Below are 23,217 nucleotides of genomic sequence, written 5' to 3'. Positions count from 1 at the left end.
AGCTCACGCTGATTATGTAATCAAGCGTATTTTTTGTCAAGCCCTAAAACAGACTTTTTCACATTTTTGTGAGAAGGTCTTTTCTGTTGTGTATGAAAGTGAGGGACTTGCATGAGTCAGGCATTCGAAACAGCGATTCAACAAGCCCTGCGAGAGGTGGTAGAAAGCTTTGATGAACAGTATGTAGCTGAGGGACTATTAAAAAAAGACGCTATTATAGTAGATTTAGATAATTATAAACCTGAGTTGGTTGAAAAGATTTTGACAAATGCAATTCTAAATGAAGCGTTTACTGAGGATATTGCTAGTGCGACAATTTTGAAAATCAATGATATCATTCAAATGCTTGAAGTTGATGAATATTGGTCAAACTCTTACACGCGTTACACCAACAAAATCGGATTAGCAGCAGATAATCGCTATCTAGATGAAACAACAGACGTTGTCCTAAATTTCCCCTACAAAGATGGTATCTTAAAAGCTGGTATGACTAAAGACGATGTATCGAGGGAAGATGCTGAAGAATCCTTTTTAAATGAGATAGTTGCTAGAGAAGAGATTGATGTCCTCCTTGATGAAAAGATTTTTAAAAATACTAAGAAATATGACAAAAATGGCTCTTCTCCTGTATCAGAAATCAAGGATACGGATAACCTGATTATCAAGGGAAACAACCTGTTAGCACTCCACAGTTTGAAAAAACGATTTAGTGGAAAAATTAAAACAGTTTTTATTGACCCACCTTACTACTTCCTGAAAACTAAACCGACAGATACGTTTACCTATAATTCTAATTTTAGTTTATCCAGCTGGTTAACCTTCTTAAAGAACAGGCTATCAATCGCTTATCAGCTTTTATCGTATGATGGTTTACTTTTTTTAAGCATGAGTGATGAAGGAACTCACTATCTTAAAGTCATGATGGATGAGATTTTTGGAATTGAAAACTTTATTGCCGATGTTACTTGGGAAGCTAGAAGTTCAGTTTCAAGTGATGGTTTGTTTTCAATGAACAGTAATCATATTTTGGTCTATGCTAAAAATAAAGACGCCATTGATAAAAATGATTTTAGGTTAGCTCTTGATATTGAAACATTTAAGTATGATGATAATGATGGACGAGGTCCATATAGGCTTGAACCATTCGATGCTCCAAATATCCGAAAAAATCTTCAATATGAAATAACCAATCCCAATACCAGAGATATCTACATACCTCCAAAAGGACGATGCTGGAGAACTACAAAAGAGAATTATGAAAGATGGTTGGCTGATAATCGTATTCGATTTGGTGCCAACGGAACATCAAAACCACAACTTAAAGCCTATTATTCAGAAGTAAAAATGGCAGGTAAAGGTAAGGCAAGTAGTTCAATTTGGACAATTCAGCCTAATAGTATTACTTGGAGAGAAACCAATACAAATACTTCTGCAACAAAGCACCAACAGGAGTTATTTGGAGAAGAAGTATTTACTAATCCAAAACCAGAAGAGTTAATTAAACGCGTCTTAGAACTATCTACAAATGAAGGTGATCTTGTCCTTGACTTCTTTATGGGTTCGGGAACTACTGCAGCAGTTGCTCACAAGATGAATCGTCAGTACATCGGTATTGAACAAATGGATTATATTGAAACAGTTTCTATAGAAAGATTAAAGAAAGTTATTGATGGAGAACAAGGTGGCATTTCTCAAGATGTTGCTTGGTCTGGCGATGGTTCATTCATTTATGCTGAATTAATGGACAAAAATGCAACCTTTATTAATGCTGTCCTTAACTCTAAAAATTCTGAGGAATTAAAAGCTATCTTTGATAACTTGAAATCTACACTTGATTTTGATTTTAGAGTGGATTTACAAGAAGTTGACCAATCTATCTGGGATGAAGATTTTGAAATGCAGAAAAAAATTCTTGTGAAAATTATTGACAAAAACCAGCTCTATCACAACTACTCCGAAATTGATGATGAAACCATTAAATCGCAATTATCTCAATCAGATTATGATTTCAATAAGAGTTTTTATGGGGAGAAATGATGGTTAGAAAAGCAAAGAAAAAAGAACTGATCTTTGAACTCTTCGATGAATTGAAACAGCTGGATATGGATATTTTGAACGAACAGCATGGTTGGGAATTACCACAGTATATTGTAGAAAATCTCAAGCATGAACCACGTTCTTATCAAAGTGAAGCTATTCGCTATTTTCACTACACTCAAGCATCAGATACTTTCACGTTTCGAAAGCCAAGACAACTCATGTTCAATATGGCAACTGGTTCAGGAAAGACTGATTTGATGGCTGGCTTAATCCTCTATCTCTATAAAGAAAAAGGGTATCAAAATTTTCTGTTTACAGTGAATACAAATGGTGTTCTGAGTAAGACCATTGATAATCTAACGAATGCTCAATCTACGAAGTTTCTTTTCAATTCCAACTTAGAAATTGATGGGGAACATATCTTTATCAACCAGATTTCAGGAAGATTTCCAGATTTTCCTAATAAAAATGTAATTAATATTAAGTTTGTTTCAATTCAAACATTGACAAATGACCTTTTCACACAAGCAGAAAATATCATGTCATTAACAGATTACCAGAAGACAAAAATGGTTATTCTGGCGGATGAAGCCCATCACTATTCTGCTTCTACGAAAAAGAAAAATAAAGCAGAATTGGAAAAAGTCTCATGGGAAAAAAGCCTACTTTCTCTTCTTCACGCACACGCTGATAATCTCTTGCTAGAATTTACCGCAACACTTGATTTTGACGATGAGACCATTTATCAAAAATATCGAGATAAGATTATTTACCGTTATACCTTGGATTCATACATAAAAGAGCGATATTCAAAAAATGTAAGACGCATTCAGACGGGAAATTCCAATGAAGATAATATGCTTAGTACTGTTCTTCTGAGTGAATATCGTCGCAAATTTGCTCTAGAAAAATTTGGAATTGAGATAAAACCAGTCATTCTTTTCAAATCGCATAAAATCGATGCTTCCTATGAAGCAAATAATCTATTCAATGAGATGATTGATAGTCTGACCGTGGAAAGTTTAAGGTCGTTCCTTATTTCACAATTGAAAAGTGTATCAGAAGAGCAAAGCCATACCCTACAGCTAGCTTATCAGTATTATCTCGAAAAGGATGATCTTTCAACTGTTGTACGAGAACTTAAGCGTGGTTTTTCACCAGCTAGAATTCTAAATGCAAATGATTCAGACAGTAGTTCAAAAGGGTTGCTAGAAACAGGACAGTATCAAGCCCTCAATTCGCTTGAATCGCCCAATAATCTGTATCGTGTAGTCTTTGCAGTAGCAAAATTAACAGAAGGTTGGGATGTCCTCAATCTTTACGATATCGTTCGTATTAGCAACTTGGGGAAAATGAATGATAAAAGAGATGCTAAATCAACCAATTCCGAGGCTCAGTTGATCGGACGTGGGGCGCGATACAATCCTTTCTCCTTAAATCAAAAGATTTCTTACCAAAGACGATTTGATGAATCAGATGAAACAGCAAGTCTTTTGTTGGAAACACTACACTACCATACCCTTAATGAACCGCAATACATCAAGAATTTGATGGCATCACTTGACAAGATGAATCTTGCGACTGGGACTGATGAAAAAAATCCTCCGATTGAAATCAAACTGAAACCCTCTTTTAAGAAAACCCAAATCTTTAAAACAGGTAAGCTTTACTATAATGAAACTGAGGAAATTCCTGACAGTCACTATGTGAATTTACGTGCATATGGTATTGAAATTTCTAAGCTAGCCAATGTAACCTATTTTAAATCCACCTATGAAATAGCTTACCTTTCAGCTGAAGCAATAGAGTTAAAAACGTCCCAATTGAGGAGAATTGATATTCGTTACTTTAAAAAATCAATTAGTCGCTCTAATTTTTTCCGTTTTGAAAATCTGAAAAAATATCTTCCAAATCTCAAGTCTATGGATGAGTTTTGGGGTGAAAATTGGCTAGATTTGCAAAATCTTACACTCTCTGTCACAACGGAAAAAGAAACCATTGTAGAAGATTTTTCCGCTATGGAAAAACTGAAAATTGTTGATAACTTTTTTAACCTACTGGCTGCCCAAATAAAGGCAGGTTATCGTAAAGCTAGAGGTACGAATCGTTTTGTTGGATATCCTATTGAAGAATATCTCGTTGATTATCGCAAACGAATACCTAATTATGATACAGCTAAACAGAGTGGCTCCTTAATCGAACAAAAAGTAACTAATATTAGTTTTGAAAAATTTGACTTTTTTGCTTACCAATCTGCTATAATCAATAGAAATGAGGAAAATCTAGTTAATGCTATCGCCAATCACATTGATGAACTAAGAGAACAATACGGTGATGTTTTCCTCATTCGGATGGACGAAAACATGCTAAAGGGGACAGATAAAGTTGAACAATTGAAATTGCACCAATTTGAGGAGAACCCACGGGTAATCAATTTTTCAGGATTTCAGCCAGACTTTATCCTACTTCTTCAAAATAAGGATTACTATCTTCAAATCTTCATTGAACCCAAAGGTGAACAATTGGCAGAAAAAGATAGATGGAAGGAGGAACTTCTTTCATACATCAATGACCATCAAGAAGATTTGGTTTTCGAGGATGAAGTTGATGGAGTTATCATCAAAGGACTTAAATTCTATAATCAAGAAAATAGTAAACAAACACTCAATCAATTAGCACAGGTAGCTCTTGAAAAACCACATTTTGGTGGAAATATTAGGCTGGATTTATTCTAAGTATCAAAAAGACGATTTCCGCTTGGAAATCGTCTTTTTTACTATTTTATCTTGTACTTGGTATAAACTAGTATATATTCCACTAGATAGTATGCTCTATCGCTTGTACCACTTCCACCTGTTGCTGAATCCATGGGTGTTCCTCACCAATCGACTCAACCGATTGATTTTTTTTATATCCTCTCTTTCATGGCAAAGTAAGCACGTATTTTGGGCGCCACTTGTGTGCCGAAGAGTTCAATAGCTCTCAAAACTTGATCATGTGGCATAGAACCAAGCGGTAGATGGAGCATGAAACGGTCCAAGCCTAAATCCTCAATCATGCGAATCAATTTTTCTGCTACCTGGTCTGGATTTCCCACAAACATGGCACCATTTGGACCAACTTGCTCCAAATATTGCTCATAGGTCAACTCCTGCCAGTGTGGACGGTCCTTGGAAATCGCATCCACCACTTGCTTGGTCGGATGGAAATAATCTTTTACAGCCTGTTCGCCATCCTCAGCAATCCAGCCCCAAGAATGAGCACCCACTTTCAGGTCTTTATCCGCATGACCGGCATCCCTTCCAATCTTACGATAAGCTTGAATCAGCTTTTTAAAATAACGCGGATTACCACCGATAATGGCATAGACAATCGGCAGCCCTGCCCGAGCAATCTTCACTGTTGATTCGACATGGCCACCTGTCGCCACCCACAATGGCAATTTGTCCTGAACTGGACGGGGATAAACTTCTTTTCCAGCAATGCTTTGAGTCAATTGACCTTGCCAGTCTATCTTGGTCTTTTCATTTGCCAGCTGAAGCAGGTCTAACTTTTCATCAAAGAGAGCTTCATAGTCTTTCAAGTCATAGCCAAACAGAGGGAAGGATTCGGTAAATGAACCACGCCCAGCCATAATCTCCGCACGGCCATTTGACAAGGCATCGATGGTGGCATATTGTTGGAACAAGCGAATCGGATCCATGCTTGAGAGAATGCTGACTGCACTGGTCAAACGAATCTTCTTGGTATTGACTGCCCCAGCTGCAAGAACAATCTCTGGCGCCGATACCGCAAAGTCTTCCCGATGATGCTCCCCAATCCCGTACACATCCAAACCAACCTTATCAGCCAACTCAATTTCTGCCACCAACTGACGAATACGTTCATCATGACTGTAAATCTGTCCAGTCGCCTCCAGAGCGGTTGTTTCACCAAATGTTGAAATTCCTAATTCTACCATCCCGTTTCCTCGCTATCTCTTTTAGTTTTAGGGTATTTTATCACTAATTAGTTCCATTTTCAATAAATTTGCTCATTAGAAAAAGCCTAGATGAACTAGACTTTCTTAGCTTATTCTACCTGTAGTTTATTGTCTTTCAGAGTTAACTTCGAGTTTTCTGTCAATTCTGTTTGTTCAAAAGTGTAAATCGTCTCACCCTTTGTATCAATCATGTACCAGACTTGGTCTTTACGGACAACCAGGGCAAGCTCCGTACTATTTGTGTCCTCATTTTTGACAGACAATGGAAAGGCCTTGTCCACACCTTCCAGAGCTACTTTATTCCCTGTTTTTAATTCTACTAGGTAGTATACGCCATCCTTTGTACCAAAACTGTAGTCCCCATTAATCTTTGTGTGGCTATCATAGTTTTTCATTAGAATGGAAGTTTTATCCATACCTTCAAACGCCTTTTTAAAGTGTTCTTTCTGCTCTTCAGCTTTCTTTTGATCTTGAGACTGAACCGTCTCTTGCACTGCAGCAATCCGTTCCAGGTTTTGCTTTTTCGCTTGTCTCTGCTGATGGATCAAGATCGTACGTATCAAGTAAGAACTAGACAAGACGATACCAACCAGCATAGCAATAATACTTTTTTTCTTCTTCATTTTCTTCTCCTTATAAAAAATTAAAGGCGAGCAAAAATACTCCTCACTCAAGTATACCAAGAGAGAGCAAAAAAGTCTAGATGAACTAGACTCTTTTAGTTTATTCTACTGTTACTGACTTAGCAAGGTTACGTGGTTTATCCACATCAAGGCCACGATGGAGTGTTGCAAAGTAAGCGACCAATTGCGTTGGTACGACCATTGAGATTGGTGAGAGGTAAGGGTGGACAGTCGTAAGGACGATATCGTCTGTGTCTTTAGCAACATTTTCCTCTGCGATAGTGAGAACCTTGGCACCACGGGCTGCAACCTCTTGGATATTCCCACGAGTATGGTTAGCAAGGACTGGATCTGACAAGAGGGCCAAGACAGGCGTTCCTTCTTCAATCAAGGCAATGGTCCCGTGCTTGAGTTCTCCTGCCGCAAAGCCTTCACATTGGATGTAAGAAATCTCTTTTAGCTTAAGACTGGCTTCCATGGCTACATAGTAGTCTTGACCACGTCCGATGTAAAAGGCATTGCGAGTGGTTTCGAGAAGGTCACGAACCTTTGCATCAATGGTTTCTTTTTCTGAAAGGGTTGATTCGATAGACTGAGCTACGATTGACAACTCATGAACCAGGTCAAAGGCTTGCGCTTTGGCATTGCCGTTTGCTTCTCCGACTGCTTTTGCAAGGAAGGCAAGGGCTGCGATTTGCGCTGTATAGGCCTTGGTTGACGCCACAGCAATTTCAGGACCCGCGTGAAGAAGCATTGTATGGTTGGCTTCACGTGAAAGAGTTGAGCCTGGTACGTTTGTCACTGTCAAACTCGGAATCCCCATTTCATTAGCCTTAACCAAAACCTGACGGCTGTCAGCTGTTTCACCAGACTGGCTGATAAAGATGAAGAGCGGTTTCTTGCTGAGAAGTGGCATACCGTAGCCCCACTCAGATGAGATTCCAAGTTCTACTGGTGTATCCGTCAACTCTTCCAGCATCTTCTTAGAAGCAAATCCTGCGTGGTACGATGTTCCAGCTGCAAGGATGTAGATGCGGTCTGCATCTTGAACAGCCTTAATGATAGCTGGATCTACGACAACTTGACCTGCCTCATCCGTGTAGGCTTGGATGAGTTTACGCATCACCGTTGGTTGCTCGTCGATTTCCTTGAGCATGTAGTAAGGATAAGTCCCCTTACCGATATCTGACAAGTCGAGCTCAGCAGTATAGCTAGCACGCTCACGAATGTTACCATCATAGTCTTGAACTTCGACGCTATCAGCCTTGACGATTACCAGCTCTTGGTCATGGATTTCCATGTATTGGTTGGTCTCACGAATCATGGCCATAGCATCTGAGCAGACCATGTTATAACCTTCCCCAAGACCAATCAGAAGTGGAGATTTATTTTTCGCTACGTAGATGACATCTGGATTTTCAGAGTCAATCAAGGCAAAGGCATAAGAACCACGGATGATGTGAAGAGCTTTTTTGAAGGCTTCAAGAACTGAAAGACCATCTTCTTCTGCAAATTTTCCAATCAGGTGAACGGCAATTTCCGTATCGGTTTGCCCCTTGAAGTGGTGACCTGCAAGGTATTCTTCCTTGATTTCAAGGTAGTTTTCAATCACTCCATTGTGCACCAAGACAAAACGTCCTGTCTCAGAGCGGTGTGGGTGAGCATTGTCTTCCGTTGGTTTCCCGTGAGTCGCCCAACGCGTATGTCCGATACCAGTCGTTCCCTCAACACCAGCTGTCTTTGCAGACAATTCTGCAATACGACCGACAGCCTTAACCAGGTGATTTTCAGCACCACCTAGGACAAAAATCCCCGCAGAATCATAACCACGGTATTCGAGCTTTTCAAGCCCTTGAATCAAAATATCAGTTGCATTTGTGTTTCCAACAACACCAACAATTCCACACATAGTATATACGACACAGACCAGCTGTGCTTTCTCCTTAAATTGGTATAGTCTGATTCTCGCTTTACGGAATCAGCAAAAACAGTATATACTTGTTTTTCTCACTTGTCAAGAAGAAAAATTGGTATAGTTTTTATATCTGGTATTTTATCAATATTTCACTTGATACCTGACAAGTCGGCATCAATTACTTATAATAAGGGGAGGAGGTATTTGCCATGTGGTTTTTCTTCGCACTTTTATCAGCTATCTTTGCAGCCTTAACGTCAATTTTAGCCAAGATCGGGATTGAGGGAGTTCCATCCAGTCTAGCAACCGCTATTCGTACGGTCGTTGTCATTCTTATGGCCTGGGCCATGGTTTTCTTGACCAATAGTCAGACCGAAATTGTCAACATCAGTAAAAAAAGTTGGCTCTTTCTCATCTTATCTGGCTTGGCCACTGGCGCCTCCTGGCTCTGCTACTACAAGGCCCTACAGATGGGCAATGCGACTGAGGTATCTGCTGTCGATAAATTCAGTCTCGTCATTACCCTCGTTCTAGCCTTTTTCTTCCTACAGGATGTCCTGACGTTTAAAACAATTATTGGCTGTATCCTGATTACGATTGGGACCTTGGTGATGATATTGTAATAAAAAGTGAGATGAACACCATCTCACTCTTTTTATTCTTAAAATCCATTATGGTCGCTGAGTTCCTTGAACCAATGGCCTGATTTTTTTAGACGACGTTCCTGTGTTTCCAAGTCCAATTCAACCAAACCGTAACGATTTTTATAGCTGTTGAGCCATGACCAGCAGTCAATAAAGGTCCATATTAAGTATCCTTTACAGTTGGCTCCATCTTCAATCGCACGGTGAAGTTCACGAAGATGTCCTTTGACAAAGTCAATACGGTAATCATCTTGAATCATCCCATCTTGACGGAATTTTTCTTCCCCTTCAACACCCATACCATTCTCTGTCAGCATCCACTCAATATTACCATAATTTTCCTTGATATTTTGGGCAATATCATAAATCCCTTGCTCATAAATTTCCCATCCACGGTGAGGATTGATTTTACGGCCCGGCATGATATAAGGCTCGTAAAAATGTTCTGGCAAGAGGGGACTGTCAGGATGCTTAGCAAAACGTGGCGCCATAACGCGTAAAGGTTGATAGTAGTTGACTCCAAGGAAATCAACTGTATTCTCACGAATGAGTTCTAACTCTTCAACAGTGTACTCTGGCAGTAAATCATGCTCAGCTAAAATCTCTACTAACTCTTCTGGATAAACTCCCAGTACAGACGGATCTAGGAAAGATTGGGCTTGGAAGAGGTCGGCAATGCGCGCAGCCTTGACATCCGCAGGATGCTGGCTACGTGGATAAGCTGGTGTCAAGTTAAGGACAATCCCAATCTTGGAATCAGGCAAAATCTCATGACAGGCCTTAACCGCAAGACTACTAGCCAGTTGCGTATGATAGGCAACCTTAACCGCCGCATTGGCATCTACCTTGTGAGGATAGTGGGCATCATAGAAATAACCAAACTCTACGGGCACAATGGGTTCATTGAAGGTAATCCATTGGTCTACCAAGTCACCGTAAGTCTCAAAACAAAAACGAGCATAGTCTTCATAAGCCTTGACAGTTGCCTTATTTTCCCAACCATCGCCGTCTTCTTGGAGGGCAAATGGCAGGTCGAAGTGATAGAGATTGACTAAGAGACGAATCCCCTTGGCCTTAATAGCCTCAAAAACCTGACGGTAGAAAGTCACCCCTTGCGGATTGACCTCTCCACGACCTTGCGGGAAAATACGAGACCACTGAATAGAAGTTCGGAAGGCTGTATGCCCAGTCTCTACCAAAAGCTCAATATCCTTTTCCCAGTTTTCATAGAAGGTCGATGTTTTATCAGGTCCAATTCCATTGTAGTAGCGGTTTGGCTCTACTTGATACCAATAATCCCAGAGATTATCTCCCCTGCCGTCACCTGGCACTCGCCCTTCTGTCTGTGGTCCAGAAGTGGAGGAACCCCAGACAAAATCCTTTGGAAATTTTAGCATAGCTTTACCTCTTCGTTTATTCATTTTTCCCATTATATAGAAAAAACAAGGTAAAAACTAGTTACATTTTTGCCTTGTTTTTCTTCTGATTATAGTTTTTATTTCTTGCTGAGGATTTCAAGGGTTTCAAGCAAGTTGTCTGCATGAACTTCGATGGTGTCACCAGTCGCCTTAATCTTAACTTCTACGATACCATCAGTCGCTTTCTTCCCAACAGTGATACGGATTGGAAGACCAATCAAGTCGCTATCGCTAAACTTCACTCCGACACGTTCGTTACGGTCATCTGTCAAGACTTCGTAACCAGCCTCCATCAAGTTGGCTTCAAGTTTATCTGTCAAGGCTTGCGCTTCTTCGTCCTTGACATTGACAGTGATCAGGTGCACATCAAATGGCGCCAATTCTTTAGGGAAGTTAACTCCCCAAGCATAACGGTATTCCCCTTTAGGCGTTTTGTTGACAAAGAGGCGAGCGTGTTGCTCCATAACTGCTGAGAGAAGACGGCTAACACCAATACCGTAACATCCCATGATGATTGGCACAGCACGGCCATTTTCATCCAAAACATCTGCACCCATGCTTGCTGAGTAGCGAGTTCCGAGTTTGAAAATATGACCAATCTCAATACCACGGGCGAAGTTAAGAACGCCTTGTCCGTCTGGTGAAATTTCACCCTCACGAACTTCGCGAATATCTACGTATTCTGCAGTAAAGTCACGACCTGGGTTCACACCCGTCAAGTGGTAGCCATCTTCGTTAGCCCCCACAACAGCATTGCGAACATCTTGCACCTTGCGGTCAGCAATGATTTTCACATTTTCTGGCAAAGCAACTGGTCCAAGCGAACCAAAGCCTGCTGGGACGACACTTGCGACTTCTTCCTCACTCGCAATGTCAAAGAAATCTGCTCCCAAGTGGTTTTTCAACTTAACTTCATTGAGTTGGTCATTTCCAACTAGAAGGGCTGCAACAAGCTCACCATCTGCCATGTAGAAGAGGGTTTTGATTGTTTGTTCTTCTGGGATGTTAAGGAAGGTTGCGACTTCGTCAATAGATTTAACACCTGGTGTTTCCACTCGAGTTACTTCTTCTTCCGTAACGACACGGTTGCTTGGTTTGTACTCGTTTGTTGCCATTTCTAAGTTAGCCGCATAGCTAGATTCACTTGAGTAGGCGATGGTGTCTTCACCAGAAACCATCCATTTGAGCAATTCTGCCTTGATTTCTTCTTGCACTTCTGCAGGAATTTCGTCAAATGAGGCAACTGACTTGTCTAAGACAACCCAGCGGTCAAGGTCTGTACGAGCAGGTGTGATGGCCATAAATTCTTGGCTATCCTTACCACCCATGGCGCCACCATCACCGATGATAGCCTTGAAGTCCAAGCCACTACGAGTGAAAATACGTTCGTAGGCCGCCTTGTACTCGTCATAAGTCACGTCCAAACTATCGTAATTAGCATGGAAACTATATCCGTCTTTCATGATAAACTCACGCGTACGGAGAAGTCCGTTACGTGGACGTTTTTCATCACGGTATTTCGGTTGGATTTGGTAAAGGTTGAGTGGCAATTGCTTGTAAGATTTCACAGAGTCACGAACAATAGCTGTAAAAGTTTCTTCGTGTGTCGGACCTAAGATAAAGTCTGACTTTTCACGGTTTTTCAGTTTATAAAGGTCTTCACCATAGGTTTCATAACGACCTGATTCACGCCAAAGATCAGCACTGAGAAGTGCAGGAGCCAACATCTCCACCGCACCAATCTTATCAAACTCTTGGCGCATGATATTCTTAGCCTTTTCAATCACACGGTTAGCGAGTGGTAGGTAAGAATATACACCGGCAGAAACTTGACGAACATAACCAGCACGCAACATAAGGGCGTGGCTGATAACTTGAGCATCGCTTGGCATTTCGCGAAGCGTTGGGATTAGCATTTTACTTTGTTTCATAATATTCCTCGATTATCTAAAAGAAGAGTCGCATAATGTCATTCCAGGTCACAGCTAGCATCAAGACAACCATCATAACTACACCAGCCATGGTGACATAGGTTTCAATTTCTTGTTTAAGGGGTTTCCGGCGGATAGCCTCTAGGATATTGAGCACAATCTTTCCACCATCCAAAGCCGGAATCGGAATCAAGTTAAAAATCCCGATATTGATGGAAATCATGGCTAGGAAATAGAGGACATTCTCAATTCCATTTTTAGCAGCATCGCTACTTGCCTTAAAAATGGCAACGGGACCGCCGAGTTTGTTCAAATCTGGATGGAAAATCAAGTTTTTCAGAGCCGAAAGAATGCGAAGTCCTGAGTCAGCAGCAGTTGTAAATCCACCAACAAACATGGATAGAAGGTCTGATTTGACTCCCGGTTGAACCCCAAGAATATAACGTCCTTGATTTTCTTCTGGCGTCACAGTAACTTGCTTTTCACTACCATTTTCAGAAATGGTCACATCCAAGGTCGGGGCTGTCTTGTCCTTGGTATCTGCTTCCACAGCCTGAGTCAAGTCTTGCCAATTTTTAACCTCATGCGAGCCGACCTTGGTAATTTGGGCGGTTTCAGCCACACCCACCTTAGCCAAAGCTCCCTCTGGCATGACATGAAAGAGATTGGTCTGAGTATCTCTAACACCACCCTGCAAAAAGATCAAGATCCAAAAAACAACAACACCTAAGATAAAGTTATTCATAGGACCTGCAAAGTTGGTGATGAGCTTCCCCCAGATAGAAGCATTTTGATACTGTACATCCAAAGGAGCGATGCGCACTTCGGTTCCGTCTTCTTCAACAACCGTTGCATCATGATCCACTGTAAAAGTCTTTTCTTCTTCCAGGACCAAACCCTTGATAAAGAGCTTGTCTTCAAAGTCAAACTGGGTTACCTGCATAGGAAGAGCTGTTTGATCCAGTTTCTTCCCTGAGAGGTTGATCCGTTTGACCTTACCATCATCAGCAAGTGTTAAACTGACTGGAGTTCCTGTCTTGATTTCTGTCGCATCATCACCCCAGCCTGCCATACGAACATAGCCTCCTAGAGGAAGGATTCGAATGGTATAAGCCGTGCCATCCTTACCGATATGGGAAAAAATCTTGGGCCCCATACCAATGGCAAATTCACGAACTAAAATGCCTGATTTCTTGGCAAAATAAAAATGTCCAAACTCATGCACCACCACAATAATCCCAAAAACGAGGATAAAGGTTAGCAATCCAATCATTCAATATTCCTTTCTTTAAAACAGGCCAAATAAGTGCATCATTGGAAACACAATCAGCATGCTGTCAAAGCGATCCAACACACCGCCATGTCCAGGGATAAATTTTCCAGAATCCTTAACACCGAAATGGCGTTTTATGGCACTCTCAATCAAGTCACCAAACTGACCTGCCACACTGAAGAAGGCAGCAAAGAGACTCATTCTATAAATCCCATAAGGAAGAGCAACTGTGCTATCTACTAGCATGAAGATTACCGTTATCAGTACCGCACCTAGAATACCCCCGACAAAGCCCTCAATACTCTTATTAGGAGAAACTCTTGGTGCCAACTTATGTTTACCAAAATTCATCCCTGTCAGGTAGGCTGCGCTATCTGTCGCCCAAACGATAAAAAGGGCCAAAAGTACCTTGTCAAAACCTGCCACCCGAGCATCTAGTAAGGCATTAAAGCCAAAACCAACATAAAAGCTCACAGCAATTGGAAAAGCGGCATCTTCAATTGTATAGCTTTTACTGAAAACGGTCGTCCCTAGCATTATGGTAATCAAAACACTGTAGGCAACCACATTCCCATCAACAGGCAAAAATGTTAGGTAATTTTCTAAAGGAACTGTGAGAGCGAAGGTCGCAAAAAGAGTCAAAGCGCCCTCAATGGTCATAGTCTTTAGCCCCTTCATGTGCAAGAGTTCATGGACACCTAGCATGGCTAACAAGCCAATCCCTATCTGCAACAAGAGCCCTCCCGCAAACAAGACTGGAAGGAAAATCGCCAGGGCCAATACCGCAAACAATGTTCTCTTTTGTAAATCCTTGGTCATATCTTCTCCTAAACTCCTCCAAAACGGCGATTGCGATGGTTAAAAGCAGCAATAGCTTCCTGCAAGGCGGCTTCATCAAAATCAGGCCACAAGGTATCCGTAAAGTAAAGTTCGCTATAGGCTGCTTGCCATGGCAAAAAATTACTCAAACGCAACTCACCACTCGTACGGATAATCAAATCCGGATCCCGCAAATCCTTTGGCAGGTGTTGCGTGAAAAGATAGTCCCCAATCATATCTTCTGTGATATCACCAGGGTTGATTTTAGCATCTAGAACATCTTGAGCCAAGCCCTTAAGAGCCTGCGTAATTTCAGCACGACCACCATAATTGAGCGCAAAATTGAGAATCAAACCCGTATTGTTCTTGGTCAACTCCTCTGCTTTTTTCAAAGCTTCAAAAGTCGGCTTAGGCAAACGGTCCGTCTCTCCAATCATCTGAATCTTAACGTTATTTGCATGCAATTCAGGGACGTAGTTGTCATAAAACTCAACGGGCAAGTTCATGATAAACTTGACTTCTTGATCTGGGCGTGTCCAATTTTCCGTTGAAAAGGCATAAACCGTGATGACCTTAACTCCCATCTTATTAGCTGCCTTGGTCACCTTTTGGAGGGCTTCCATTCCCGCCTTATGGCCAAAAACCCGTGGTTGCACCCGTTTTTTAGCCCAGCGGCCATTCCCATCCATGATGATGCCAATATGAGCAGGAACCTGTGTTGGAACCTCAACTTCTACAGCTTTATCTTTCTTAAAAAATCCAAACATGTTCTTATTCCTATTCAAAAATCTATCGTTTCATTATACCATATTTCCCTATTTTCTTCTATTGCTAAGTTATTAGCTCTCCGTACAGACAAAAAATAAGCCGCCTGATTGGGCGACTTAATTTTATAGGGAGATTATTATGAAAAAGTTTTAGGAGTTTAAGTTAAGTTCCTCTTAACTTATGAACCTAGTATACCGTCCCTAACTTAAATTTTTCTTAAGTTTTTTGAGAAAGTGAGATTTTTCCATTTTTCTTGCCAATTTTTCTTGGACAAGCGTTCTTGATAGAGTTTCATTCGGTCCTCATTCTCTAAAAAATGAGGAGTTGGGAATACCTGAAAATTCAAAATATCCTCTAGACCATAGGGCGCAAAGAGCTCTATAGTTGCGTCGGCATGCAAGCGGAGTCCTATCGCTGTACAGCGTTCGGGATACTTACTCATGGCATCACGAGAACTCGTGTAAAGCGCAGTGTGGGGACTGTGCAGATGCATATAGACCTGATTTTTCAACTCCCACTGATACTGAGGAAAATCTTCTCTCAGCTTTTTCTCTAGGGATACTGTTTCCTCATAAGAAATATCTGGATCAAAGAAAATCACATCCACATCCGTCTCACTATCAAAAGGCGATTTGTCTGACAAGAGATTCCAGATGAAATTCCTGACAGAACCTGCTGCCAACCACGAGTCTTTCAGATCAAGATCACGAATGATGGTCAGAATGGTCATCATATCTGGATTTCCTCTGAAAGCATCTAGAATTTCTTGCTCATTTTTCACTGTATTCATAACCTAAATGCTCATATGCCTTAGCCGTTGCCACCCGTCCAGAACGAGTTCGCATGATGAAACCTTTCTGAATCAGGTAAGGTTCGTACATATCTTCGACTGTCTCACGCTCCTCGGCAATATTAACAGAAAGAGTTCCTAAACCGACAGGACCACCACCGTACATCTCAATCATGGTACGAAGAATCTTTTGATCCACATAGTCCAAGCCTTCATGGTCTACATCTAACATGGTCAAAGCCTTATCGGTAATGACATCATCGATAACCCCATTTCCCATAATCTGGGCAAAGTCGCGCACGCGCTTGAGGAGACGATTGGCGATACGAGGAGTTCCTCGACTGCGTAAGGCCAACTCCGAAGCTGCCTCATGGGTGATTTCCATCTCAAAAATATCTGCTGTCCGCTCAACAATTTCCGTCAAGTCAGCGTGGGCATAGTATTCCATATGACCTGTAATCCCAAAACGTGCCCGCAGAGGATTTGAGAGCATCCCCGCACGTGTCGTTGCACCAATCAAGGTGAATGGTGGCAAGTCCAAATGAACACTGCGACTGCCCTCTCCAGCCCCAATCATGATGTCAATGTAGAAGTCCTCCATGGCACTATAAAGCACCTCTTCCACCGACATGGGCAAGCGATGAATCTCATCAATAAAGAGAACGTCTCCAGGCTCCAAATCATTCAAAATCGCTACTAGATCCCCCGCTTTTTCAATGACAGGACCAGACGTTTGCTTGAGATTGACTCCCAGTTCATTGGCAATAACAAAGGCCATGGTTGTTTTCCCGAGACCTGGAGGACCAAATAAAAGAACATGGTCCAGTGCCTCATCCCGCATTTTGGCAGCCTCGATAAAGATTTGCAGCTGGTCCTTGACCTTATCCTGCCCAATATATTCACGTAAATACTGGGGACGGAGGGTACGTTCTACCAACTCCTCATCCCCCATGATTTCATTATCTAAAATTCTACTCATGGCTCTATTATATCAAAAATCCAAGCCACAAACAAAAAAGCCACCTGATTGGGTGGCCTCTTTAGGGAGATTATTATGAAAAAGAAAAGTTTAGGATTTCATTAAATAAAGGGTACTCAACGAAAATCGAAATCAGACTAGGCAGATAGACGCAAGCATAACTATAGTTAGCTAAGTCGACTCTAACGAAGTATGGTGAGATTTTCGAAGAGTATTAGGAGGTCTTTATTTAATAACTATATGATACACAAGGAGACTTAAAATTCCCTTAATTTTTAAATCAATCACTAACAATTTTCTTTAACAGCTGTTTGACCTGCAATACGTCCAAAAGTAAAGATATCCGTAAGTGAATTTCCTCCTAGACGGTTACCTGCATGGAGTCCACCTGCGACTTCTCCGGCAGCATACAAACCAGGGATAATCTGACCATTTTCATTTAAAACGTGTGTTGAAGTATCAATCTTGAGTCCACCCATTGTATGGTGAACGGCTGGTTTTCTCGGTGTTGCGTAAAATGGCGCAACCTCACACTTGAGATCAAAACTACCTTTATTAAATTCAGGATCAAAACCTGCATCTACATAGGAATTGTAATTCTTAATCGTTTCCACTAGAACTTGTGGATCCACACCAATCTGAACCGCCAACTCTTCTATCGTATCTGCACGATAGAGAGTACCTGCTTTGACTTGGGCATCGATTTTTTCTTGGCTAGTATTGTAGGCAGTTTCCTTGATACGTTCATCTGCAATTAGATAGAACAAGCCTCCATTATCAATCGCCGCTTGAGATAGCTTGTCTCGGCTACCGTACTCATCTACAAAGCGCTTCCCTTCAGTATTTACCATGATGAAGTTTGCTGGAGGAACTTGAAGTCCTGAGAAAAGAGCTCCTGTCACTGGATCAGATACTGGCATCATTTGACTAAAGCCCATACCCACTAAATCTGCACCTACACTTTGCCCTAAAAGAATACCATCTCCTGTTACAGCTGGTGTATTAGATGTAGCAATATCATCTGCAATTTCAGTCCAGTAGGTATTGTATTTTTGTAGCATCTTTGTATTGGCACCAAATCCTCCAGAAGCTAGAACAACGGCATCTGCATTGACAATGATGGTTTGACCGTTTCGACCTTCTGCTCTGACACCCTTGACAGCCCCGTCTTTTACAAGCAATTCTTTAACTGGAGAGTCCGTCAAGATCTTGCCACCATGTTCTAGAACATATTTTTGTAGGACAGATATAAAGGCATACCCCATTGGTTGAACCGGCTTATGGCCACGACGCCAAAGGGCTCCAACTGGCATTGTCACTTCACTACGAACAAATTCAACGCCAATGTCTTCCAACCAACGAACAGACTCTAGGGCTCGTTCGGTTAATACAGAAACCAAATCGTATTGGCCATGAATTTCATTTCCTTGTAAATCTTTTCGTTTCCCACCGATATAGGTTTGGATACGGTAGAGTAAGGTAGAGTCAAACAAATAGCTCGGGTCCTGCAAATACTGCTCAACCTCAACTTTCAAGGCTCTAAAGTCCTCTAAATATTCTGGATCAATCGTTGATTCATCTGTCGCAATCAATTCTTGAAGCGTATGAGCCTCACCTGGATGAGCTGCGAAGGTTCCTTGCCATGCTGGATCTGGTGCATTCATTGGACCACCTGCACGAACAGTATTTCCTCCAATTGCAGGAAATTTCTCAACAACAATTGGCTTCTTACCAGCTTGTAAGACTGCAGCGGCTGCAGCTAATCCAGCTCCTCCGCCTCCGACGATGACAACGTCTGCCTGATAGGTTTTATCTTCTTTATCTAGGGCAGATGGCGCTTTTGAACGCTTGCGTAAAACATCTGGATTTGCACCGGCTTGTTTGACTGCACGCGCAACTCCATCTAAAACACCATTTGAAGTCACAGAAGCTCCTGATACCGCATCAACATTTAAGGTTTGTCCCTCAATGATTTCTGCTGGAATACGGGTAAAGACGACATCTGCGATTCCTGAAGATTCTCCAGAAGAATCGATTTCAATTTTTTCAATACGATCCTCAGAAACCGTGACATCCATCGGTAATTTACCATTATGGCCTTCAGTTGTAACATGGTAAGTCCCCGGTTCAAAGCGAACTTCTTCAGGAAGGTTTAGTTGGTTTGCAATAGATACAAAGCGAAGGAAGCGATAAAAACAACTATCTAGGAAATCAACGGTTCGCTCATCAATCAAATCTCCATTATCATCAAATGCTCGATGCGCTCGACCAAGTAAAAACTCACTACCTGGCATAACTGTTGCATTTACCCCAGGAGCATCCAGAATCTGACGAAGATGAAGTTGGGCACGTGAAGAACCTTGAATATCGTAAGAAGCTCCGACAATCATGGTCGGCTTTCCGTCTAGTGGATGAATGTTAAAGGACAACCACTCGAGCAAGCTATTCAAACTTGATGGAATCGTATGATTGTGCTCGGGTGTCGAGATAATGACACCATCAGCTTCTGAAATAGCTTGATTAAACTTCTGAATAATAGGTGTATCTGTTTGATCATCTGTTTCATTGAACATTGGTACATCTATTATCTCTAAAATCTCAATATCCGCTTTCTGAGCAAAATGTCTTTTCATAAATTGCAAGAGGTTGCGATTATAGGATTTTTTTGCATTAGTCCCAACAATAGCTACTAATTTCATGGATTGTTCTCCTTTCTTGAAATACTTATGCTTTCAACCATTCTTCCCAAATGAAAGATTTCTTACGATTTGTATCTTCTGGTTTGACCAAAGCCTTTGTTAGTTCAACAAAATTTTGAAACTCTGAAAAATGTTCTTCTAGTTCTGCAACCTTTTCAGGATTGTTCAAATGACACTCATCATCTAGGACTTGCTCAGAATGACCTAGAAAGAACTCTGTACCAGGCATAACTCTTGCTTTAAGCTCCGGCGCATCTAAAATCTGACGTAAATGTGCCTGCGCTCTAGATGTTCCTAGCAAGCCAAGAGAAGCACCGACAATCATCGTTGGTTTGTTAACCAAAGCACGACTGGTATAAGCAATCCACTCCAAAGCAGAGGCCAAAGGTGCTGGTATCGTGTGGTCGTACTCAGGTGTTGAAATAATCACACCATCTGCGACAAGAATTTTTTCTGAAAAAGCTTGAACTTCAGCTGGCGCTTGCTTGTCCTCAGGTTCGTTAAATGCTGGCAATTGTTTGATTTCCAATACCTCAATGTCGGCTTTATCCGAAAAGTGCTTTTGCATAAATTTCAAGAGTTTCCGATTGGTTGAGCGATCTGAATTGGTTCCAACGATAGCAACTAGTTTCATCTTGGTACCCCTTTCATTTATTTAATCTACTTTCATTATACTACTTTAGAAAATCTTGTAAATCCTTGATAATAAAGACCGTGTTATTCTATCAGATTATCGTACTTTAGTACAAGTTCGTGAAAAAATTAACAAAATATCTTCATAAACTATTGACCAGCTTCCTTAACTATGATATAGTCTTGGTGAAAAAATATACATTTAAGGAGGATGTTTTTATGAAAGAGACATTCAATCGGTGGCGGATTTTAGTCGCGTCTACAGTCATTCTTCTTTGCACAGGTGCCGTCTATTCCTTTTCTGTTTTTGCCGGACCACTTAGCAGTTCAACAGGCTGGTCCATGTCAGATATTATGTTAGCATTTGCTATCAACTCTGCAATCGGCCCTATCCCCATGATTCTCGGAGGTTATTTAGTTGACAAAGGTTATGTAAAATAGACCATCGCCCTCGGCGCTCTTCTATTTGCTAGCGGATTTTACTTAACCGGCTATGCCAATTCACCAGCCATGCTTTATTTGACCTATGGATTAATGGCCGGGCTTGGTCAAGGTTTTGCCTATTCGGGTGCCCTCTCCAATTCACTTCGTCTCTTCCCTGATAAACGTGGCTTAGCCTCTGGAATTCTGACAGGCGGCATGGGATTTGCCGCAGTCATCGCTTCCCCAGTCGCGAGCAATCTCATTCAACAACAAGATGCCTTCTTTGCTTTTCGTACAATTGGGCTAGTCTATATTGTTGTTATCATCTGTGCAATTTTCTTTATCAAGGCAGCTCCAAGCGGCTACCAACCAGCAGGCTGGAAAGCTCCAGTACAAACTAAGCAAGGACCTACTAATAAAAACTGGAAACAAATGCTACAAAGTCCTCTGTTTTACATTATCATTAGCATGTTCTTTGTTGGCGCCTTTTCTGGTTTGATGATTGCCTCTCAAGCATCACCAATCGGTCAATCAATGTTTGGACTCTCTGCAGGCACTGCAGCTCTCTATGTCTCTCTTTATTCAATCGCAAACTCTAGTGGTCGTTTTATCTGGGGATCACTTTCTGATAAAATCGGCCGTTCAAAGACCTTATTGATTATCTATTCTGTCATTGTCCTAGCTTTATTCTCCCTAACAATCGTTCCTGGTCAATTTGGGTTTACCTTAGGAATTATAGGACTTGGTATCTGCTTTGGTGGTGTTATGGGGGTCTTCCCATCTATCGTCATGGAAAATTACGGTCCTGTAAATCAAGGAGTCAACTACGGTATCGTCTTCACTGGATATTCTTTAGCAGCATTTTTCGCTCCAAAAGTCGCAGTTCAAATGGCAATGGCTAATAATGGAAATTATAGTGTAGCTTTTTATGTTGCTATCGCTTTGGCCTTCATTGGACTTATGCTTACTATTTTTTATATGAAAAGAAAGCTTAAAACTCGAAAACTTCCTAGATAAGGAAGTTTTTTTGGTATAATAAAAGTAGTAATAGAATATTGGGAGGATTTACCATGGCAGACCGTTCACGTTTCTTACGAGATAACCCATCTGACTTCCCATATGATTTTGAAAAACAAATCCTATCCAAAACGTCTCCTGACACAATCTATCATTGTCATCCTGAGCTAGAGATTATTTACGTTACAAAGGGTTCTGCTATCGTTCATATCAACTCAGAACACTTTGAAAGTCGTGAAGGAGATATTTTTCTTATCCAACCGACCTCTCTCCATGCTATCTATTCTCACAAAGATCAAGAACTATTTTCTACCAGATTTCGGATTCATCTAGATTATCTTGGTAGAAGTCAAATTGACAGCTTTAGCCAACGCTATATCCAACCCCTCCACTCTGGTCACTTTTGCCTCACTCCTCAAATATCACCAGGCGATAAGGCCTATGATCAAATTCAATCCTGCCTTCTTTCCCTCTTTTCTATCCTTGAAGAAAAAGGCATATACTACGACCTACTCATAAAATCTAAACTATACGAATTGCTTCATCTTCTCTTTAAGTATCGATATGTCAATCGACACTATACAGATGATACCTACCAAAAATACCAAAAACTAAAAGAAGTGATTTGTTACCTTGAACAGCACTACTCAGAAGCCATTCATATCGAGCAACTAGCTGCAACATTTGGATATAGTAAAAATCACTTTATGAGTATTTTCAAGCAACATACTGGAGCCAGTTGTATGGACTACCTGCTCCAGTTACGTCTTGAGAAATCCTGTGAAAAACTCGTCCAAACCAACCTCAACATTCAAGAAATTGCAAGCCAGGTCGGTTTCACCAACATTTCAAACTTCAACCGTCAATTTAAGCAGCACTATTACTTAACACCTAGACAGTATCGAAACCAACAACTTAAAAAGAAAACATGATTCTTTCTCCTTAGTCTTTCTAAGGAGTTTTTTCAAACAAAAAAGCCACCTGATTGGGTGGCTTCTTTAGGGAGATTATTATGAAAAAGAAAAGTTTAGGATTTCATTAAATAAAGGGTACTCAATGAAAATCGAAATCAGACTAGGCAGATAGACGCAAGTATAACTATAGTTAGCTAAGTCGACTCTAACGAAGTATGGTGAGATTTTCGAAGAGTATTAGGAGGTCTTTATTTAATGGTTATATAATACAAGATGAATCTTAAAGCTAACTTAACTTTTTCTCTGATTTATTATTTTTTAAAAAATTTTTTTCAAATGGATTTTTCCT

The 23,217-nt window shown here is 41.0% G+C and carries 16 protein-coding genes and 1 pseudogene; 5 read left to right on the top strand and 12 right to left on the bottom strand.

Going from position 1 to position 23,217, the window contains the following annotated elements:
- Positions 1–111 precede the first annotated feature (111 nt).
- The gene (locus tag D8863_RS00520) at positions 112–2,037 is read left to right on the top strand and encodes a site-specific DNA-methyltransferase (protein ID WP_125440776.1); all 1,926 of its coding nucleotides are present in this window, start codon (positions 112–114) and stop codon (positions 2,035–2,037) included.
- On the top strand, positions 2,037–4,775 hold the full coding sequence (locus D8863_RS00515; RefSeq protein ID WP_125440775.1) for a DEAD/DEAH box helicase family protein: 2,739 nt from the start codon (positions 2,037–2,039) through the stop codon (positions 4,773–4,775). The genes D8863_RS00520 and D8863_RS00515 overlap by 1 nt, the downstream gene beginning before the upstream one ends.
- Positions 4,776–4,948: 173 nt before the next feature.
- Here the strand turns inward: D8863_RS00515 and D8863_RS00510 are convergent, their stop codons facing one another.
- The 3 genes from D8863_RS00510 to glmS form a co-directional block, all read right to left on the bottom strand.
- The gene (locus D8863_RS00510; protein ID WP_125440774.1) at positions 4,949–6,001 is read right to left on the bottom strand and encodes an LLM class flavin-dependent oxidoreductase; all 1,053 of its coding nucleotides are present in this window, start codon (positions 5,999–6,001) and stop codon (positions 4,949–4,951) included.
- A 110-nt stretch (positions 6,002–6,111) separates the two neighbouring features.
- Positions 6,112–6,645, bottom strand: a complete 534-nt coding sequence (locus D8863_RS00505; protein ID WP_061428304.1) for a hypothetical protein — start codon at positions 6,643–6,645, stop codon at positions 6,112–6,114.
- Between the two features lie 100 nt (positions 6,646–6,745).
- Positions 6,746–8,554 carry a glutamine--fructose-6-phosphate transaminase (isomerizing) gene (glmS, locus tag D8863_RS00500; protein ID WP_125388615.1) on the bottom strand — a complete coding sequence of 603 codons (1,809 nt, stop codon included), beginning with the start codon at positions 8,552–8,554 and terminating at the stop codon, positions 6,746–6,748.
- A gap of 215 nt (positions 8,555–8,769) precedes the next feature.
- Here glmS and D8863_RS00495 point away from each other — a divergent pair, with 215 nt between their 5' ends.
- The gene (locus D8863_RS00495) at positions 8,770–9,183 is read left to right on the top strand and encodes an EamA family transporter (protein WP_000264212.1); all 414 of its coding nucleotides are present in this window, start codon (positions 8,770–8,772) and stop codon (positions 9,181–9,183) included.
- Between the two features lie 38 nt (positions 9,184–9,221).
- Here the strand turns inward: D8863_RS00495 and D8863_RS00490 are convergent, their stop codons facing one another.
- From D8863_RS00490 to D8863_RS00450, 9 genes are all read right to left on the bottom strand, one after another.
- Positions 9,222–10,601 carry a glycoside hydrolase family 1 protein gene (locus D8863_RS00490; RefSeq protein WP_125440773.1) on the bottom strand — a complete coding sequence of 460 codons (1,380 nt, stop codon included), beginning with the start codon at positions 10,599–10,601 and terminating at the stop codon, positions 9,222–9,224.
- A gap of 98 nt (positions 10,602–10,699) precedes the next feature.
- The gene (locus D8863_RS00485; RefSeq protein WP_125440772.1) at positions 10,700–12,553 is read right to left on the bottom strand and encodes a proline--tRNA ligase; all 1,854 of its coding nucleotides are present in this window, start codon (positions 12,551–12,553) and stop codon (positions 10,700–10,702) included.
- A 16-nt stretch (positions 12,554–12,569) separates the two neighbouring features.
- Entirely contained in the window at positions 12,570–13,826 is a 1,257-nt protein-coding gene (rseP, locus tag D8863_RS00480; protein ID WP_125440771.1) for an RIP metalloprotease RseP, read from the bottom strand.
- Positions 13,827–13,841: 15 nt separating this feature from the next.
- Positions 13,842–14,645 (bottom strand): phosphatidate cytidylyltransferase, encoded by an 804-nt coding sequence (locus tag D8863_RS00475; RefSeq protein WP_125440770.1) that lies wholly within the window; start codon positions 14,643–14,645, stop codon positions 13,842–13,844.
- An 8-nt stretch (positions 14,646–14,653) separates the two neighbouring features.
- Positions 14,654–15,412: an undecaprenyl pyrophosphate synthase gene (gene uppS / locus D8863_RS00470; protein ID WP_125440769.1), complete on the bottom strand. Its 759-nt coding sequence runs from the start codon at positions 15,410–15,412 to the stop codon at positions 14,654–14,656.
- A gap of 206 nt (positions 15,413–15,618) precedes the next feature.
- The gene (locus D8863_RS00465) at positions 15,619–16,203 is read right to left on the bottom strand and encodes a nucleotidyltransferase family protein (RefSeq protein WP_125440768.1); all 585 of its coding nucleotides are present in this window, start codon (positions 16,201–16,203) and stop codon (positions 15,619–15,621) included.
- Complete coding sequence (ruvB, locus tag D8863_RS00460) at positions 16,184–17,182, bottom strand: Holliday junction branch migration DNA helicase RuvB (protein ID WP_000086804.1); 999 nt, start codon at positions 17,180–17,182, stop codon at positions 16,184–16,186. The genes D8863_RS00465 and ruvB overlap by 20 nt, the downstream gene beginning before the upstream one ends.
- A 287-nt stretch (positions 17,183–17,469) precedes the next feature.
- The gene (locus D8863_RS00455; protein WP_125440767.1) at positions 17,470–19,881 is read right to left on the bottom strand and encodes a flavocytochrome c; all 2,412 of its coding nucleotides are present in this window, start codon (positions 19,879–19,881) and stop codon (positions 17,470–17,472) included.
- A 25-nt stretch (positions 19,882–19,906) separates the two neighbouring features.
- Positions 19,907–20,515 (bottom strand): NADPH-dependent FMN reductase, encoded by a 609-nt coding sequence (locus D8863_RS00450; protein ID WP_125412409.1) that lies wholly within the window; start codon positions 20,513–20,515, stop codon positions 19,907–19,909.
- Positions 20,516–20,733: 218 nt separating this feature from the next.
- On the opposite strand from D8863_RS00450, the pseudogene D8863_RS00445 reads away from it, so the two are divergent.
- Positions 20,734–21,954: pseudogene (locus D8863_RS00445) on the top strand (L-lactate MFS transporter).
- A gap of 53 nt (positions 21,955–22,007) precedes the next feature.
- Entirely contained in the window at positions 22,008–22,886 is an 879-nt protein-coding gene (locus D8863_RS00440) for an AraC family transcriptional regulator (protein WP_125440766.1), read from the top strand.
- The last annotated feature ends 331 nt before the right edge of the window (positions 22,887–23,217 follow it).

The sequence above is a fragment of the Streptococcus oralis genome, from assembly GCF_003943825.1.
GTDB classification, from domain to species: domain Bacteria; phylum Bacillota; class Bacilli; order Lactobacillales; family Streptococcaceae; genus Streptococcus; species Streptococcus oralis_CD.
Note: the sequence above shows the minus strand (reverse complement) of the source record. Positions and strands in the feature narration are given on the sequence as shown.